The organism is Sporichthyaceae bacterium (assembly GCA_036269075.1).
Taxonomy (GTDB): domain Bacteria; phylum Actinomycetota; class Actinomycetes; order Sporichthyales; family Sporichthyaceae; genus DASQPJ01.
The window spans coordinates 34168-51011 of the sequence record DATASX010000033.1 but is presented as its reverse complement, the minus strand read 5'-3'; the positions used below and the strand labels follow the sequence as shown (position 1 = coordinate 51011).

At 71.1% G+C, this 16844-nt stretch carries 14 protein-coding genes; 6 read left to right on the top strand and 8 right to left on the bottom strand.

The window, feature by feature from the left end:
- The first annotated feature begins 38 nt into the window (after positions 1-38).
- Genes VHU88_06660 through VHU88_06650 form a run of 3 tightly spaced genes read left to right on the top strand, consistent with a single transcriptional unit; the run spans position 39 to position 4752 of the window.
- Complete coding sequence (locus VHU88_06660; GenBank protein HEX3611351.1) at positions 39-1019, top strand: MoxR family ATPase; 981 nt, start codon at positions 39-41, stop codon at positions 1017-1019.
- Positions 1016-2314: a DUF58 domain-containing protein gene (locus tag VHU88_06655; protein HEX3611350.1), complete on the top strand. Its 1299-nt coding sequence runs from the start codon at positions 1016-1018 to the stop codon at positions 2312-2314. Before VHU88_06660 ends, VHU88_06655 begins: the two co-directional genes overlap by 4 nt.
- Positions 2311-4752 carry a DUF3488 and transglutaminase-like domain-containing protein gene (locus VHU88_06650; protein HEX3611349.1) on the top strand — a complete coding sequence of 814 codons (2442 nt, stop codon included), beginning with the start codon at positions 2311-2313 and terminating at the stop codon, positions 4750-4752. Before VHU88_06655 ends, VHU88_06650 begins: the two co-directional genes overlap by 4 nt.
- Positions 4753-4866: 114 nt before the next feature.
- On the opposite strand, the gene VHU88_06645 is transcribed toward VHU88_06650, so the two are convergent.
- Positions 4867-6153 (bottom strand): hypothetical protein, encoded by a 1287-nt coding sequence (locus VHU88_06645; protein HEX3611348.1) that lies wholly within the window; start codon positions 6151-6153, stop codon positions 4867-4869.
- Between the two features lie 236 nt (positions 6154-6389).
- On the opposite strand from VHU88_06645, the gene VHU88_06640 reads away from it, so the two are divergent.
- Both VHU88_06640 and VHU88_06635 read left to right on the top strand, forming a co-directional pair.
- Positions 6390-6638 (top strand): CsbD family protein, encoded by a 249-nt coding sequence (locus tag VHU88_06640; protein ID HEX3611347.1) that lies wholly within the window; start codon positions 6390-6392, stop codon positions 6636-6638.
- A gap of 211 nt (positions 6639-6849) precedes the next feature.
- Positions 6850-7836, top strand: coding sequence for a polysaccharide deacetylase family protein (locus VHU88_06635; protein ID HEX3611346.1), 987 nt, complete (start codon positions 6850-6852; stop codon positions 7834-7836).
- On the opposite strand, the gene VHU88_06630 is transcribed toward VHU88_06635, so the two are convergent.
- Both VHU88_06630 and VHU88_06625 read right to left on the bottom strand, forming a co-directional pair.
- On the bottom strand, positions 7828-8541 hold the full coding sequence (locus VHU88_06630; protein ID HEX3611345.1) for a Crp/Fnr family transcriptional regulator: 714 nt from the start codon (positions 8539-8541) through the stop codon (positions 7828-7830). The genes VHU88_06635 and VHU88_06630 overlap by 9 nt on opposite strands.
- Positions 8542-8597: 56 nt before the next feature.
- A complete protein-coding gene (locus tag VHU88_06625; protein ID HEX3611344.1) occupies positions 8598-8891 on the bottom strand; it encodes a hypothetical protein in 294 nt (97 codons plus the stop codon).
- A 590-nt stretch (positions 8892-9481) separates the two neighbouring features.
- On the opposite strand from VHU88_06625, the gene VHU88_06620 reads away from it, so the two are divergent.
- Positions 9482-9637, top strand: a complete 156-nt coding sequence (locus tag VHU88_06620) for a hypothetical protein (protein ID HEX3611343.1) — start codon at positions 9482-9484, stop codon at positions 9635-9637.
- A 49-nt stretch (positions 9638-9686) separates the two neighbouring features.
- Here VHU88_06620 and VHU88_06615 read toward each other — a convergent pair whose 3' ends face one another.
- From VHU88_06615 to VHU88_06595, 5 genes are all read right to left on the bottom strand, one after another.
- A complete protein-coding gene (locus VHU88_06615) occupies positions 9687-11468 on the bottom strand; it encodes a family 2A encapsulin nanocompartment cargo protein cysteine desulfurase (protein HEX3611342.1) in 1782 nt (593 codons plus the stop codon).
- Positions 11443-12369 carry a family 2A encapsulin nanocompartment shell protein gene (locus VHU88_06610; GenBank protein ID HEX3611341.1) on the bottom strand — a complete coding sequence of 309 codons (927 nt, stop codon included), beginning with the start codon at positions 12367-12369 and terminating at the stop codon, positions 11443-11445. The genes VHU88_06615 and VHU88_06610 overlap by 26 nt, the downstream gene beginning before the upstream one ends.
- Before the next feature lie 153 nt (positions 12370-12522).
- Positions 12523-14154, bottom strand: a complete 1632-nt coding sequence (locus VHU88_06605) for a metallophosphoesterase family protein (protein HEX3611340.1) — start codon at positions 14152-14154, stop codon at positions 12523-12525.
- Positions 14155-14302: 148 nt separating this feature from the next.
- Positions 14303-15064: a CHAP domain-containing protein gene (locus tag VHU88_06600; protein ID HEX3611339.1), complete on the bottom strand. Its 762-nt coding sequence runs from the start codon at positions 15062-15064 to the stop codon at positions 14303-14305.
- A gap of 100 nt (positions 15065-15164) precedes the next feature.
- Entirely contained in the window at positions 15165-16835 is a 1671-nt protein-coding gene (locus VHU88_06595; GenBank protein HEX3611338.1) for an APC family permease, read from the bottom strand.
- Positions 16836-16844: the final 9 nt, after the last annotated feature.

Here is a 16844-nt window from a genome sequence, read left to right as displayed (position 1 = left end):
GTCCGGCCGGACCGACCGCCAGGTCGACGGAGGAAAACGTGACGACTTCGATCCACGACAGCCTCGATCCGGTGTCGGTGCGCGAGGTGGCCGAGACCGCAGGGCGGATCCAGCAGGCGATCGACGCGGTCGTCATCGGCAAGCCGGACTCGGTCCGGCTGGCGCTGACCGTGCTGCTCGCCGAGGGCCACCTGCTGATCGAAGACATCCCCGGCGTCGGCAAGACCCTGCTGTCGAAGGCGTTGGCGAAATCCATCGACTGTTCGTCCAAGCGCATCCAGTTCACCCCGGACCTGCTGCCCTCGGACATAACCGGGGTGTCGATCTGGAACATGCACCTGCGCGAGTTCGAGTTCCAACCGGGCGCGGTGTTCGCCAACGTGGTGATCGGCGACGAGATCAACCGGGCCTCGCCGAAGACGCAGTCGGCCTTGCTGGAGGCCATGGAGGAGTCCCAGGTCACCGTCGACGGCACGACCTACGAACTCGGCGCGCCGTTCATCGTCGTCGCCACGCAGAACCCGGTGGAGATGGAGGGCACGTACTCGCTGCCCGAGGCCCAGCGCGACCGGTTCACCGTCCGGCTGTCGATGGGCTATCCGTCGCAGGCCGCGGAGGTCGCGATGGTGCGCGGGCACGGGCAGGTCTCGCCGTTGGACTCGATGCAACCGGTCGCCGACGCCCGCACGGTGGTGCGGATGATCGAGGCCGTCCGGGAGATCCACGTCTCCGACGACATCGTGCAGTACGTCGTCGACATCACCACCGCCACGCGGACCCATGACGACCTGCAACTCGGCGCCTCGCCGCGAGCGACCCTGCAACTGGTCCGCATGGGCCGTGCCGCCGCCGCGATCGCCGGCCGCGAGTACGTGCTGCCCGACGACATCCAGCGCCTGGCCGACTCCGTGCTGGCTCACCGCCTCATGGTCACCTCGGAGGCGCAGGTGGCGCGCAAGACCGCCTCCAGCGTGCTGGCCGACATTATCCGCAAGGTGCCGTTGCCGGAGATGTCGTGACGGCAGTTCGCGCCCGTCTGGTGCGCCTGACGCGGGAGCTGACCTGGCGCGGCCGGTTCTCGGTCGCGGCGGGATTGGTGGCGATGGTCGTCGGACTGCCGCTGCACCAGATGATCCTGGTCCGGGTCGCGGTCCTCCTGCTGTTCCTGCCGCCGGTCTGCCTGCTGCTGGTGCACCGCACCCGGCACCAGGTCCGTGCCTCGCGGCGGATCGAGCCGGGCCGGGTCTCTGCCGGTGAGCAGGCCACGGTGACGGTAGCGGTGGCGAACAACGGGCTGACCGGGTGCGGGTTGCTGCTGGCGGCCGACACCCTGCCGGTCGGGCTGGCGGGGCGGACCCGGTTCGCAGTGCGTGGCCTGGCGGCCGCGGCCACGGCCGAGGCCCGCTACCAGGTCGACTGCTTGGTGCGGGGCCGCCACCCGGTGGGTCCGTTGACGTTGCGGCTGACCGACCCGTTCGGAATGTCCGGCGTCGACCGCTCGATCTCCGGCACCGACGACCTGGTCGTGATCCCGAAGGTGCATCCCTTGCCGCACCTGCGGTTCGGGGCCGAGGTCGCCGGTACCAGCGACACCCGCAAGACCCATCCGCCGACCGCCGGCGACGACGACCTCGCGGTCCGCGAGTACCGCCGGGGCGACTCGATGCGGCGCATCAACTGGCGGGTCACCGCCCGTCGTGGCGAACTGATGGTGCGTCAGGAGGAGCACCCGCCGCAGACCCGGGCCACCCTGCTGCTCGACAGCCGGGCCGAGGCGCACCGCGGCGAGGGGCTGGACTCCTCGCTGGAGTGGGCGGTCTCGGCAGCCGCCTCGATCGGCGTGCAGCTACTCGCGCGGCGCTTCGCGTTGCGGGCGATCTGCGAGAGCGGCATCGGCCTCGGCGCGCTGGTGCCTGAGGTGTTGCCCCCGGGCCCCGGCGTCGAGCACACCTACCTGGACGGCCTGGCGGTGCTGGAGGCCTCGAAGACTCGGCGGCTGCTGGAACCTGGCCGATTCAGCGGCCTCGGTGGCGACGGTGTGCTGGTGGCGATCGTGGGTGACCTGTCGACCGCGGACGCCGAGGAATTGGCTGCCCGGCGACGGGCGGGCACGGTCGCCATCGCGCTGGTGCTCGATGTCGACACCTGGGGTCGCGGCGGTCGCCGGCGGTCCCGTGGAGGCGGATCGGCCGACCACGAGGCGGTTTTCCGCAACCGAGGTTGGGGAGTGGCCACCGTGCGGGCCGGCGACGACGTCGCCGAGGTCTGGCAGCGGGTCGGCGTCCGCTCGGAGCCGCGGCCGGGTGCGGCATGAGTACGGTCCTGAGCGCGCCGGCCCCGACCGGCACCCACCGGCCCGAACCGGCCCGCCGCCTGGGCGCTGAGCTCCGGCGCTCGCTGATCGGCTTCGTCGCCACCGCGCTCGGCCTGGTCGCGTTGCTCGCGGTCGTGCGTGACGGGCAGTGGTTGGCCCGCTCGCTGTTCCTCGCCGCCGGGCTGTTCGTGGTCGGCTCGGCCGGGCGGGCGCTGCGCCTGCCCCGGCCGGCGGTCGTCGTCGTGCAGGCGATCGCGGCGCTGTTCGCCGTCCTCGCGCTGCAGGTCTCGGACTGGGCACCGCGCGGTTTCCTGCCGGGCGCCTCGGCGCTGCGGCACCTGGGCCACCAGATCGACGACGGCACCGGCGACTTCACAAGCATGGCGACCCCGGACCACGCCACGTTCGGGATCGTCGCGATCGTCCTGATAGCGGCTTCCGTTGCCGCGATCGCCGTCGACACGCTCGCCGTCGGGTACCGCCGCCCCGACCTGGCCGCCTGGGTCATTCCCGTGCTCTACGCCGTCCCGGCCGCCGCGCTGGCGCAGAGTTGGCGCGAGCTGATGTTCCTCCTGCCGGCGCTGGGTTATCTGATGCTGCTGGTCGAGGGCACCGGCGACCGCGCCGCCCGCTGGGGCGATTCGACCATCGTCGAGTCGGGCGGCAACCGCCGGATGACCGCGGTCGCGGGCACCGGCGTGCTCGTTCTGTGCGTGCTGGTCCCGCTCGCGCTGCAGGGCGTCACCGGCAACCTGCTGCGGAACTACGGTGTCGGTCCGGCGCCCGCACCGCTGCAGATCCGCGACCCGCTGTCGGTGATGCGAACCCTGCTCGTGGCGCCGGCCGAGAAGCCGATGTTCCTCCACCACAGCGATTCCCCGTGGCCGGCCGAGGAGTACCTCGAGTCGGCGGTTCTGGACAGTTTCGACGGCTCGGAATGGCGCGGCGGCGTGCGTTCGGTCGGCGATCTGAAGGGCGTCCTGCCGGCTCCGTTCGGGCTGTCCGCGAGCATTCCGGTGACCCCGGTGAACGCCGCGGTGCAGGCCCGTCCCGACATCGACTCGGACTTCCTGCCGATTCCGCGCCCGGCCACCCACGTCGAGGTCAGAGGCGAGTGGAAGCTCGATGCGGCCACCGGCGACATCCTCAGCGGCGACGGGCGCAACCAGATCGCCGAGAAGTCCTGGTCGACCGTCGGACTGGTCGTCGACCCGGATCCGGCACAGCTGACCGGTGCGGAGCCGAAGGACCCGACACTGGCCCGCTTCCTGTTGCTTCCGGGGTTGCCGCCGCAGATCGCCGCGCAGGCCAAGCAGATCACCACCGGCGCGAAGGACGTGCTCGAGGCGGGCATGAGGTTGCAGGAGTTCTTCCGCGACCCGGCCCGGTTCACCTACGACCTGCACCCGCACGGCAGCGGCACCGCCGCGATCACCGCGTTCCTGAGCTCCCACCACGGGTACTCCGAGCAGGCCGCCGCGACCATGGCCGTGATGGCCCGCACTTTGGGGATCCCGGCCCGGTTGGCCGTCGGATTCACATCCGGTAAGCAGGACGGACCGGACGGCTGGACGGTCACCAACTACGACGCCCACACCTGGCCGGAACTTTTCCTGCCCGACGTCGGCTGGACCCGGTTCGAGCCCACCCCGGGCACGGCCGGCAGCCAGCCGCGTCCGTTGCACTGGCTGACGCCGGCGAAGAAGACCCCGCCGTCGAAGGACCACAAGCACAAGAACGACCAGCCGCCCCCGCCGCCGCAGGACCAGCCGCAATCGGCGCCGCCACCGCCCCCGGCACAGTCCGCCGGGGGGAACAACTCGTGCGCGCTGGACCCGACCAACTGCACCCACAAGCTGAATCCGCCGCCGAGCGGGCACCAGTTCCCCTGGTGGATCATGTGGCCGTTCCTCGGGCTGTTCGTGGTCTCGCTGCCGCGGCTGATCCGGTGGTTCATCAGCCGCCGACGCTGGGCGCAGGTGGCCTTCGGGCACTCGCTCGCCTGGCGCGGCAGCCCCGAGGGAGCGGCCGTGATCGCCCGGGTGGCGTGGCTGGAACTGCGCGACGACGCGGTCGATCTCGGGCACGTCTGGCCGACCAACCGCACCCCACGTCAGGCAGGCGACGCCCTGGCCGCCGAGGTGGCGCTGAGTGCCGGGACGCGGGCCGAGTTGGAGGAGCTCGTCGCGTCGGTGGAGCGGGCCCGGTATGCGCCGCGGGCCGGGCAGCGCTTGCAGCACGAGCGGTTGCGGACCGCGGTGCTGCGGGTGCGTCGGGACATCGCGACTGCGGCCTCGAAGCCCGACCGGGCCCGGTACTGGCTGGCGCCCCGGTCGCTGCGCTTCCAGATCCGGCCGATGCGCAGCCGCCTGGCTGCGATGGCCACGTTCCGCCCGCGGCTGCCGAAACCGAGGCTGCGGCGCCGTTCGGCCAACTGACGCCGGCTGAACAGGATCGAAACCGGTGAGGCGCGGGGCCAGGCGAATCCGGCCCCGCGCCTTCCGATTGTGTTCAGTGGTCGACGGCCTCCGTCGACGGCCTTGAGGGGCGCCTCAGCAGAGGACCGTCCCGAGCTGGCCGGTGCAGAACTTGGGGGAGCGTCCGGACGTGCCGCGCTGCCCGCGATCGCCCTTCTCACCGCGGGCGCCGGCGGCCCCGGCAGTCCCCGCAGCCCCCGTGGCGCCCGTGGACCCGGTGGCGCCCGTCGCACCGGTGGCGCCGGTGGCTCCCTTCGCACCCGTGGCCCCGTTCGCGCCGTTGGCGCCGTCGGTGCCGCGGGCTCCGGTGGCTCCGGTGGCACCCGGCAGGCCGGCCAGGTTGAACGACCCGATGCGGTTCCCGGCCTCCTCGGTGAAGCGCAGGCTCCCGTCCGGGCCGGTGACGATGTCCGAGGGGCCGCTGTTCGCGGACAGCCCGTTGTACTCGTTGACATGCCCGGTCATCGGGTCGATGCGCCCGATCTGGTCGGTGCTGGACTCGGTGAACCACAGCGCGTGGTCCGGGCCCAAGGTGATGCCGGTGGGCCGGCTGCCGGACGTCAGGCCCGAGTACTCGGTCACGGTGCCGTCGGACGGGTCGACGCGCCCGATCTGGTTGCCCAGCAGTTCGGTGAACCACAGGGCCCCGTCCGGCCCGGCGGCGATGCCCTGGGGGACGGAAGCGGTGGTGGGCACCGGCATCTCGGTCACCGCGCCGCTGGTCGGGTCGATTCGGCCGATCCGGTTGGCGGAGGCGGCGGGCTCGGTGAACCACAGCGCGCCGTCGGGGCCGGGCGCGATCGAACCGGGCCGGCTGTTGGCCGTGATGCCCGCGGTGTACTCGGTCACCCGTCCGGTGCCCGGATCGAGTCGGCCCACGGCCGGGCGGACGATCGGGTCGGCGTTGTTGTCACCTGCCTCGGTGAACCACAGCGCGTGGTCCGGGCCGAGGGTGATGTCGGTCGGGTGGGCGTGCGCGGTCGGCACCGCGAACGTACGTGCGGTGCCGTTCGGAGCCAGAGCCACCACCGCGTTGTTGTCCGGGTCGGTGATCCAGACGTCGTCGGTCGGCCCGGCGGTGACGTCGAATGGGGCGGTGCCCGCGGGGAGGTCGAACTGCCGGATCGAACCGTCGTCGGCCATCCGGCCGATGCGGGAGTCGCCGTACTCGGTGAACCACAGATTGTGGTCCGGGCCCACCGCGATCCCGATGGGATTGGCGTTGGCGGGCAGTTTGAACTCGGTCACCGTGCTCGCCGCGCCCGCCGCGGGGCTCGTGCCCAGCAGCGTGACCACCGAGCATGTGCCGGCCAGCCCGAACCGACCCAGACGCGCGGCACGTCGACGCAAGCTGCGATTCATCATTCCCCCCGGTTCTGCGGCAGCGGTCACGTTTCGGACATAGCCGGCAAACGTGACTTTCTGTCGCGCAATCCAAACCCGCCGCTCCCGTGTGTCTCGACCTCGTTGCGCCATTCGGGTGGCCGTGGACCGCCGACCGGCTCGTGCCGTCGGTGGTGTGCGGGCGGACCGGACGGGGAAGGGCTCCTGACGTCGAACCGGAACGGGTTCGGCGCGCGCGAGAGAGGGTTGGGAAAATGGGAGACGACGACAAGGTTTCGAACAAGGCGCAGGATCTCGGCGGTCGGGCCAAGGAAGCGGCCGGTTCGCTGACCGGCGACGACCAGATGCGCGAGGAAGGCCGCACCGACCAGGCCAAGGCCGCCATCAAGGACGCCGGTGAACACCTCAAGGACGCGGGGGAGCACCTGCGCGCGGCCGCCGGCAAGGCCGGGGAGCACCTGCGTGAGGCGGCGGAGAAGGCGAAGGACGCCACCAAGCACTGACCGACGCATCGCACGACCCGACGCCGGCGCAGCCATCACGGGAGCAGTACGTCTATCTGACGTAGTGTCAGATTCAGTGGTTGGTGCAGTGGCCGTGCGTCGGGTCGGGCCCGACCTCCGGACCGAACTGGGGGTTCCCGGTGCGGGCGTGGCGAAGAATTGATCTTCTTCGGGGCGACAGGGTTCGCCCAATGGCATTTGATCTTGCTCTGTGGAACTGCCTCGCGCCCTTCTTGTCATCGGCGCGTTGTCCACCGCCGCGATCCTCCCGTTGTCGGTCGGCGACCCGCCGTCCGACGGCCCCGCTGCCCGGGTGACCACCGCGGTCATGCTCGGCGAGGTCGCGAAGCCGGCCTCCCGATACCTGGTGAGCACCCCCACCGCGACGCCCGCGACGCCCGCGACGCCCGCGCCGAACTGCCTCGTGCTGCGCTGCGTCGCGCTGACCTTCGACGACGGCCCCGTCGCGGACACCCAGCGGTTGCTGTCGATGCTGGCGACGGAAGGGGTGCGGGCGACGTTCTTCACCGTCGGCGAGATGGTCACCGAGCATCCGGAGATGGTCCGCGCCGAGGTGGCGGCCGGCGACGAGGTCGGCAACCACAGCTGGTCGCACCCCCAGCTGACCCACCTGTCCGACAGCGCCGTGCGGTCGCAGGTCGAGCGCACCGCGCAGGCCATCGAGGACGCGGGCGCGCCGCGCCCGACCTTGTTCCGACCGCCCTACGGCGACATCGACGCCCGGGTCGGTGCTGATCTGGCCGCGGAGGGCCAACCGGCGATCCTCTGGTCGGTCGACACGCTGGACTGGTTGCACCGCGACCCGAACTCGGTGTACCGGCGGGCCGTGAACGGGGTGCGGCCCGGCTCGGTCGTGCTCATGCACGACATCCACCCGACGACCGTTACCGCGGTCCCGCGGATCATCGCGACGCTGAAGGCGCGGGGCTACACGTTCGTGACGGTCAGCGAGCTGTACGGCGAGGAGTTGAAGCCCGGCGTGGCCTACGAGGGACGCGAGGAGGAGTGGACGGCGGCGCAGCAGCGGCCTGCCGAGGTGGACGGGACGACGGCGGCCCCGACGCAGCCGCCCCAGCCGGACGGCACGCCTGCGCCCACGGACACTCCGGTCCCGGCCGAGACCGTCGAACCCACCGAGACCCCGGTGCCGGACGAGCCCGGGACTACGTCAACCTGACCGGTCGTGCCGGCGGCGCAGCGCCTCGACGTCGGTGACGAGCAGGTTGCGCCCGCTGCCGCGGATCCAGCCCCGGCGGGTGAAGTCGGCCAACGTCTGGTTCACCGTCGGGCGGGAGGCGCCGACCAGCGCCGCCAGGTCCGACTGGGTGAGCGCGGCCTCCAGGCGGATCCCCTCCGGCGTCCGCACCCCATGGGTCTCGGCCATGCGCTCCAGGCACTTCGCCAGCCGGGCAGGCAGGTCCAGCACGACCAGATCCGCCGCCTGCTCGGTCAGCCGGCGCACCAGCTTGCCCTGGTAGGTCAGCAGCGCCCGGGTCGCGGACGGGTCGGCGAGCACGACGTCCAGGGCCGTCGAGAGCACGACGATCAGCCGGCACTCCTCCAGGGTCTCCACGGCCGCGGAGCGGGGCCCGCCGTCCAGGAACGACAACTCCCCGAAGGTGTCGCCGGGCCCGAGCGTGCAGTGGATCACCTCGGCGCCGTCGGCGGAGGTGGTGAGCACCTTCACCGTGCCCGATGCGATGAGGTAGCACGAGTCGCCCGGATCGCCCTGCTGGAAGACGAACTGGCCCTTGCGGAAGGTGCGTTCGATCGCCGCGGCGGCCAGTCGGGTCAACGTCGCGGCTGGGACCCCGGCGAACAACGGCGCGCCGGCCAGCAGTTCGGCCGCGCCGGTGCGTGCCCGTCCGGGAGATTCACCCACGGCGCCAATCCTGTCCGTACCGACGCGCCGGTCAAGTACCCGGGTCCGGGGAAGCTTCAGAAACGTGACCGGCGGTTGATCCACCGCAGCGCCGGGCCGAGCGCGGGGAGGCGGTGCAGTCGCGCGGCCAGCACCGCGTCGCGGACCTGTCCGGCGGCCGCGGCGGGCAGTCGGGTCAACGCGGAACCCCCCTCGGCCTCCCGGGCGCGGCGGTGCAGGTGGGCCGCGCAGTCCAGACAGACTGCGGCCTCGGGCCGCGCGCCGAGGGTGAGCAGGCGGTCCTGCGGCGTGGGTCGCCCGCAGCACCAGCACCCGCCGGTGTGCTCCTCGGCGGTTGTCCGACTGTTCACGCGTTGCCTCCTGAGGGCGTCAGTGGTGATCAAGCATGCTCGGTGCGCCGGCAACGCAGCGTCTGGGCGGGGGTGTCGGCCTCGATGCGGGTTCCGATTTCTGCCGTCGGAGGAAATAGCGGGCGAGGGGTTGGGGCGATGCTCCGCCGGTTGTGGAACGTTTCGGGCCGGTTGTGGAACGTTTCGGCGAGTTCGGACGTTGAACCCTGTACCGGACGGTATTTCGGGTCCGGTCGCGGCGGGGAGAGCGCGAGGTTCGGCGCTGCTTGCTCGACCATAGGCGCCTGGCTCGGACCGCGACACAACCCGAACCCCTCCAGGGTAGGTCCGAGTCAGGCTCGCCGTACCGGGCGGTATACCGACAAGTTGCTCTACCGTCAGGCAACTGACGCACTGTCAGTTCCGCTCGAAGCACGGCGACCTGAGCTTCGTCGTGGCGTGGCGCCGGTTGCCGGCGCTGGACCAGGGCAACTCGATCCTTTCGGCGCCTGGATTTCTTCACTGTCCCGGAATCCGGTCCCATCCAGGTGCTGCCGCCGGTGCGCGGGCGGCCACGTCTTTCCAGCACTTCAAACCCGGAGGTTCCCTACGTGAGCACACCGATCGTCGAGCAGGCGGTGCGGACCGAACCCGAGCCGACGACCCGTCGGCCGCGGGACTTCTCCGCCTGGCGCCGGGTCGATCCGTTCCGGTGGATCTCGCACGGGCGGGAGCACGTCGGGCTGTCGGCGCCGGACGACAGCTGAGGAAATCCGCCGGGACCCTGGTCTGACGACGCGTCAGTAGCCTGGCGACTCAGCCCCGTCGCGCTCGACCAGTCAGCCGGTGCAACGCGGCGACGAGCGTGTCGATCTCCTCGCAGGTGTTGTAGAACGCCAGCGAGGGCCGGACCGTGGCCTCGAGGCCGAAGCGCCGCAGGATCGGCTGGGCGCAGTGGTGGCCGGCCCGGACCGCGATACCTTCGGCGTTCAGTGCCTGCCCGACCTCGTGCGGCTCGTGGCCGGCCAGCACGAACGACAGCACGCTGGCCTTCTGCGCCGCGGTGCCGATCAGCCGCAGCCCGGGAACCTCGGCCAGCCGGGGCGTCGCGTACTCCAGCAGGGCGTGTTCGTAGGCCGCGATGTTCGGCATGCCGATCCGGGAGACGTAGTCCAGCGCGGTGGCCAGCCCGACGGCGTCGGCGATGTTTCCCGTGCCGGCCTCGAAGCGACCGGGCGGGTCGTCGTACTGCGCCCGCTCCAGGGTGACGTCGGTGATCATGTTGCCGCCGCCCTGCCACGGCGGCGTCTCCTCGAGTACGTCGGCGCGTCCGTAGACCACCCCGATGCCCGTCGGCCCGAAGACCTTGTGGCCGGAGAACACGAAGAAGTCCGCGCCGATCTCCGCCATGTCCACCGGCGTGTGCGGGACCGACTGCGCGCCGTCGATCAGGACCCGGGCACCCGCCCGGTGCGCGAGCTCGACGATCCGCTCGACCGGGGTGATGGTCCCGAGCGCGTTGGACACCTGGGTGACGGCGACCATCTTCGTGCGGTCGGAGAGCAGGTCGCTGTAGGCGTCGAGCAGGATCTGCCCCGAGTCGTCGACCGGGATCACCTTGATGACCGCGCCGGTGCGCTGGGCGAGCATCTGCCAGGGGACGATGTTCGCGTGGTGCTCCAGATGGGAGATCACGATCTCGTCGCCGGACTTCACGTGGCGCCCGCCCCACGCCTTGGCGACCAGGTTGATCGCCTCGGTCGACCCTCGGACGAACACGATCTCCTCGGAGGAGGCGGCGCCGAGGAAGTCGGCGACCGTGTCGCGGGCCGACTCGTAGGCGTCGGTGGCGCGGGCGGCCAGTGTGTGCGCGGCCCGGTGGATGTTCGAGTTCTCGTGGGCGTAGAAGTACGCCAGCCGGTCGATGACCGACTGCGGCTTCTGCGTGGTGGCAGCGTTGTCCAACCAGATCAACGGCTTGCCGTTGACGACCTCGGACAGGATCGGGAAGTCGCGGCGCACGCCGTGCACGTCGAAGGCCGGGTGCGGGTCCAGTGGCAGGTCGGGGATGTGCCCGCCGGGCAACGCCTCGTCGAGGAAGTAGAAGCCGGAGGGGAACTCGACCGAACCGGGCAGGCCGGACGGGCTGTCGAGGACCGCCGGGATGCCTGCGACCGCCGGGGCGCGTACCGCCCCGAACCCCGAGGTGGCCGGGGACGCCGGGGTGGCGCCGGCGCCGTGCCCGTCGAGGAAGTAGAACGACGGCTCGACCGAGGGCATCGGCGCACCGGTGGGGAACGCCGGCGCGAGCCCCAGTGCCTCGGTGCCGGGGACAAGTGGCAGGCCGACGCCGCCGGCGGTGGTCGCGTAGGACTGGGGGGCGCTGGTCGGCGGGGGTCCGGCCGGGGTGCTGGTCGGCAGCCCCGGCGTGCCGGGCGACACGACCGAGCCGACCGGCGTGACCTGATTGGCCGTCAGATCGGTTGGTTCACCGGGCATCGCCGACCAGAACGCCGCGGCCCAGCGATTGATCGTGGCCTCGTCCGGCAGGTCGGACGGAACCGCGAAGGGCTCAGCGGTAGGTGGGGGCGTAGTCATGGAACTTGTCCACCTCGACGTCGTCCAGCACCGCTAGCGCGTCCGGTGTCAGGACGGCCAGCGAGCAGTACAGCGAGACCAGGTACGAGGCGATCGCGCTGCGGTCTATGCCCATGAACCGCACGGACAGGCCGGGGCCCTGCTCGCCGGCCAGGCCGGGCTGGAACAGGCCGATCACGCCCTGCCGCGCCTCACTGGTGCGCATCAGCAGCATCTTGGTCTTCCCGTTCTCCAACGGGACCTTGTTGGACGGGATGATCGGCAGCCCGCGCCAGGTGATGAACTGCGAGCCGAACATGCTGACCGTCGCCGGCGGGACCCCCCGACGCGTGCACTCGCGGCCGAACGCGGCCACGGCGTCGGGGTGGGTGAGGAAGAACGCTGGGTGCTTCCAGACCTTGCGGATCAGGTTGTCCAAGTCGTCCGGGGTGGGCGGGCCACCCAGGGTCGGGATCCGCTGCTCCGGGGCCGCGCTGGCCAGCAGTCCGTAGTCGGCGCTGTTGATCAGTTCGCCCTCCTGGTGCTCCTTGACCGTCTCGACGGTCAGGCGCAACTGCTGGGCGATCTGGTCGTGCGGGCTGGAGTAAAGGTCGGAGATCCGGGTGTGGACGTCGACGATGGTCTGCACGGCCCGCAGGCGGTACTCGCGCGGGTCGGTGGAGTACTCGACGTAGGTCTGGGGGAGCGGCGACTCGTCGAAGTTCGAGCAGCTGACCTCGACGTCCTCGGGCCGCAGGACCTGGTTCAGCCGGTAGATGCCTGCCTCGACCGGCACCCAGGACATCACGTGGGTCAACCACCTGGGGGTGATCGTCGACATCTGGGGGACGGACTTGGTGGCATTCGCCAGAGTCCGTGCGGCGGCATCCCCCAACGACACCGAACGCGATCCGACGGTCACAGCCCCTCCAACGTCGCTGGTGCGGGTTTCGTCGATCACTCAACCACAGCGACCACCTGGCCCGCCACGACCCTGGTAGGTGTTTGGACCCGGGACGGTTCAGCGCGATTCTGACTACGGATCAGATTTTGCGCCAGTCCGTCACCCGCGTGGTTACCGGGCCGGTTTCGTCAGCACGAACGAGTCGACCGCGGCCAGCTGGCCGCCGGCGCCGAGCAGGCCGTAGTAGGTGACGTCGATCGTAGTCGTGCCAGGGCGCGCCGACCCGTCGACGGTGAACGCGGCGAAGCCGTAGGGGTGGGCCGCGTCGCGCATCGACGACCAGTCGGCGTTCTCCCAGACGTAGGTGGCCTCGCGCTTCCCGGTGGAGCCCCGGGACGCGGCCACCTCGGTGATGACCCGGCATCGCCGATCGGGGGTCAGCAGCGCGTTCGAGGCGGCCGAGTTGCCGCCTCCGCCGAGCACCATGTGCACGGTGCCCTTGGTCGTATCCACCAGTCGACTGTCGTGGCCTTGGGGGATCGGGGTCGCGGTGAGGTTCGACTCGGCACCGCGGATGGGGTGCGAGCGCTCGTAGTGGTGCTCGTGCCCGCACAGCACCAGGTCGACCCCGTAGTGGTCGAACAGCGGCAGCCAGGACTGCCGAACGCCGAGGTCGGCCCCGTTGAAGTGGTCCGCGGTGCTGATCGCGACCTGGTGCATGCACACCACGATCCAGTCGATCGAGTCGTCGGCCCGGGTGCGCGACAGTTCGTGCTCCAACCAGGTCTGCTGGGCGCCGCCGCTGTACCCGCGGACGTAGGTGTTCCCGCCGTCCTGCAGGCACACGTCGTCGTTCTGCAGGTGCACGAACCGCACGTTGCCGACGGTGTAGGCGTACCAGAGCCCACGCAGTTCGCCGGTGGCGCCGGAGTTGGGCACCGGGAAGTAGGTCTGGAATGCCGAGTACCCGATCGGGCCGTTGCCGGCCTCGTTCTCGTGGTTGCCGGCCGACGGCATCCACGGCCGGTGCCGTGCCGAGCGGCTGATGTTGGCCAGGAAGCCGGACCACGTGCGCAGGCGGTCGTTGGCCAGCCCGGCGTAGGACAGGTCGCCGTTGATCAGGTTGAACAACGGCGCGACGCGCTCGATGCCGTCGACGAGGTCGAAGGAGTTCTCGGTGCCCAGCCCGTCGTTGCCCCAGCCGCTTCCGGTGTGAGATGTCAGGAACGGCGCGCCCATGTCGCCGAAGCTGGTGAACGTGAACGGCGCCCGGCCGTCCGGCGCGGTGCGGATCGTCCCGAGTTCGGGCACCGCGCCGTCGTGCAGCGCGGCGTAGACGTAGATCGAGTCCGGGTCCAGGCCGCGGATACGCGCCGAGTGCACCGCCACGGGGCGGTCGGAGTGGCCGTCGACGTAGCGGGTGGACTCGGCCTCGACGGCGTCGCCGAAGCCGTCCTCCGCGGTACCGAACTGCACCTGCGGGCGCCGGACCGGTTCCGGGGTCGTCCAGGACACGACGACCTCGGTCGCGGGATCGTCGCCGAAGGTCAGGTGCAGGCCGTGCACGGGCGGCGCGCCGAGACCCGAGGGCCGGCGCCACAGCTCGGGTGTCAGCGGTACGGCCCGCTTGCGGAGCTGGGCCGGTGGGACCGAGGCCGCGCGAACCGCGGTCGGAGCGGCCACTGAGGCCGTCTCGATCGCGATGGTCCCGGCCAGCAGGATCCCACCGTTGGCGGCCAGCGCGCGCATCAGGGCGCGGCGGGACATCGACTTCGGGTCGCGACGGCGGTGGGACGGGCTCAAGGTTCCTCCGGAGCCGACAGGGCTTATCGGCGCACGATGCCGGCTCCTGATGTCCACTTCGGGAAGTTCGGCCGAAAGGGTGTGAGAGTTCACCAACCGCTAATCGGCCCGCCGACGGTTGTCGACGGGCCGATCGGAACTTCGATGCTCAGCGTGGTTTCAGATGTGGCTCCGGGGCGCTGACCGGGTGCGCCACCGGCGGCTCCGCCGGGTCCGCCACGGCCGGTCCGGAGACCAACGTGATCGAGCCGGCCTGCAGGTCCAGCGTCCGGGTTTGCTGCGGCGCCGGCCGGACCGGGACGTGGTGATCGTGCCCGGGCAGGACCGGGCGGTGCCGGAAGTGGATGAAACCGGTCGGCCAGCCCGCTCCGTGGTAGAGCCGCCGCCAGTCGAAGCCGTTGCCGCTCCAACTGTCCTCGCTGATGGTCAGGCTGCCGTCGCGGTTGATGTTCTCCACCCAGGCCACGTGCCCGTCCCGGCCGCGATGCGCCCACCAGGCGACGGAACCCGCAGTCGGCCGGTGGTCGGTGATCGAGCGATACACGACGCCCCAGCGATAGGCGTTCAGGTTGCCGGGCCGGTGGCCGTGCTCACGCGGCCGGTGATTCGGCATCCCGGCCCGGACCAGCTTGTACGCCACGAAGTTCGTGCAGTTGGCCCCGGCGTACATCTTCCAGAACGAACGGCCGCGGTGGCGCCGGTAGCCGGCGTCCGTGTAGCCGTCCGATCGGCAGCTGTTGTACCCGTGGCAGAGCCGGTGCTCCGCCTCGTGCGTCGGATGCCGCACGGGTTCGAACTTCTCCGCCGGCACCGGCTGTGCCGTCGGCGCCATCAGACCGACCGTCGTCAACAGACCGGTCAGCAGTCCAGCCGCCATCACCACGATTCCCACCCCCGTGGAAGCCCCCACCCCGACGCGGGTCAGTTCATCGGTCGCCGTGGCACGGGCCGGCCACGCCACACCGGGGCAGTGGCGGATTCACTCGTTCGGGGACATCGGGACAGCTGTGTCAGGTCTCGACGAGCGTGGCCTCCTCCACCGCGGCCTCGGTCTGCATGCGCCGGTAGTTCTCGGCCACCTGCGCGGTCGGCAGTGCCGAACGCACCGCCCACCCGAAGATCGCCAGGCTGAAGACGGCGACCACCACCATGTCCAGGTAGAACGGCAGAACGCCGTGCCCCTGGACGTAGTCCGGTCCCAGCGCGGCCAACCCGATGATCCCGATCACCCAGACCGGCAGCCAGGCGACCGCCCCGGCGTGCAAGGGCTCCCGGGTCCCGGGCGGCTGCCGGAGTCGGCCGATCATCAACAGTGCGGCGCCGAGCAGCATCGCGATCCCGACTCGCCAGTCGGTGTCGAAGCCGCTCCAGTAGACGATCAGCGAGGCGAGCACGAAGGCGAGCGGCGTCCACACCTCCGCGGCCGGGACGCGGTAGCTGCGCGCGGTCTCGGGCAGCTTGCGGCGCAACGTCAGCACGGCGACCGGCGCCAGGGCGTACATGAAGAACGTCGCCGAGGTCGTGTAGTTGACCAGCTTCGCCCAGGAGCCGAACGGCAGCAGCATCAGGCAGCCCACGACGGCGGCCAGCATGACGCCGACCCAGGGCACCCGGCGTGAGTTCACCCGGGACAGCGACTCCGGGCCCCCGGTCCGGCCGAGCGCGTAGGTCAGCCGGGAGGTCGTCGAGATGTAGACCAGCGCGGTGCCGCCGGGGGAGACGATCGCGTCGAGTTGGAGGACCGTCGCCAGCCACGTCAGCCCCAGCACGGTCGCCAGGTCGTAGAACGGCCCGAGGTTGTTCGAGGCCAGACCGGCCCAGCCCGCCGAGGCGATCTTGCCCGGGTCGGTGGCCCCGATGAAGCAGATCTGCAGCGCCAGATACAGCAGAGAGCCGCCGACGATCGCCACGATCACCGCGCGCGGCAGGTCGCGGGCCGGGCGCCGGGCTTCGCCGCCGAGCTGCACGGCCTGCTCGAACCCCTGGTAGGAGAACAGCACGCCGCCGGACAGCGCCAGCAGGACGCCCTTGAGACCGAACGGTGCGAACCCGCCGCCACCGTGCACGCCGTGCAGGTGGAAGTTCGCGGTGTGGAAGGCCTTGGTTGTGACCACGATGATCGTCAGCACCGGGATCGCGATCTTCCACAGCACGATCAGGTTGTTGCCCTCGGCCAGCAGTCGGACGCCGACCAGATTGATCAGCGTGAACGTGATCACGAACGCGACCGCGACCGCCGTTCCCTTTCCGGTCAGCACGTGCTGACCGGCCTCGTCGTGGACGAGGTTCGGCCACCAGTTCGCGCTCAGGTAGTTCAACGAGGCGACGGTCTCGACCGGCGCCAGCGTCACGGCCTGGAGCCAGGAGACCCAGCCGGCGAAGAAGCCGCCGAGCAGGCCGTAGGTCAGGTAGGTGTAGCGGGCGGTGCCACCGGACAACGGGTATGCGGCGCCGAGTTCGGCGTAGGTCAGTGCGAGCACCAGGCAGACCCCGGCCCCGAGCACCCAGCTCAGCAGCACCGCCGGCCCGGCCAGGGCGGCGGCATTCTGCGCGCCGAACAACCAGCCCGAGCCGATCACCGAGCCCACGGAGACGAGCGTGAGGCCGGTGAGCCCCACCTCGCGCCGTAGTCCCCGCTCGGCCCGGATCGGGACGGCCCGTCCTGCGGTGGCGTCGACCATCAGCACCTC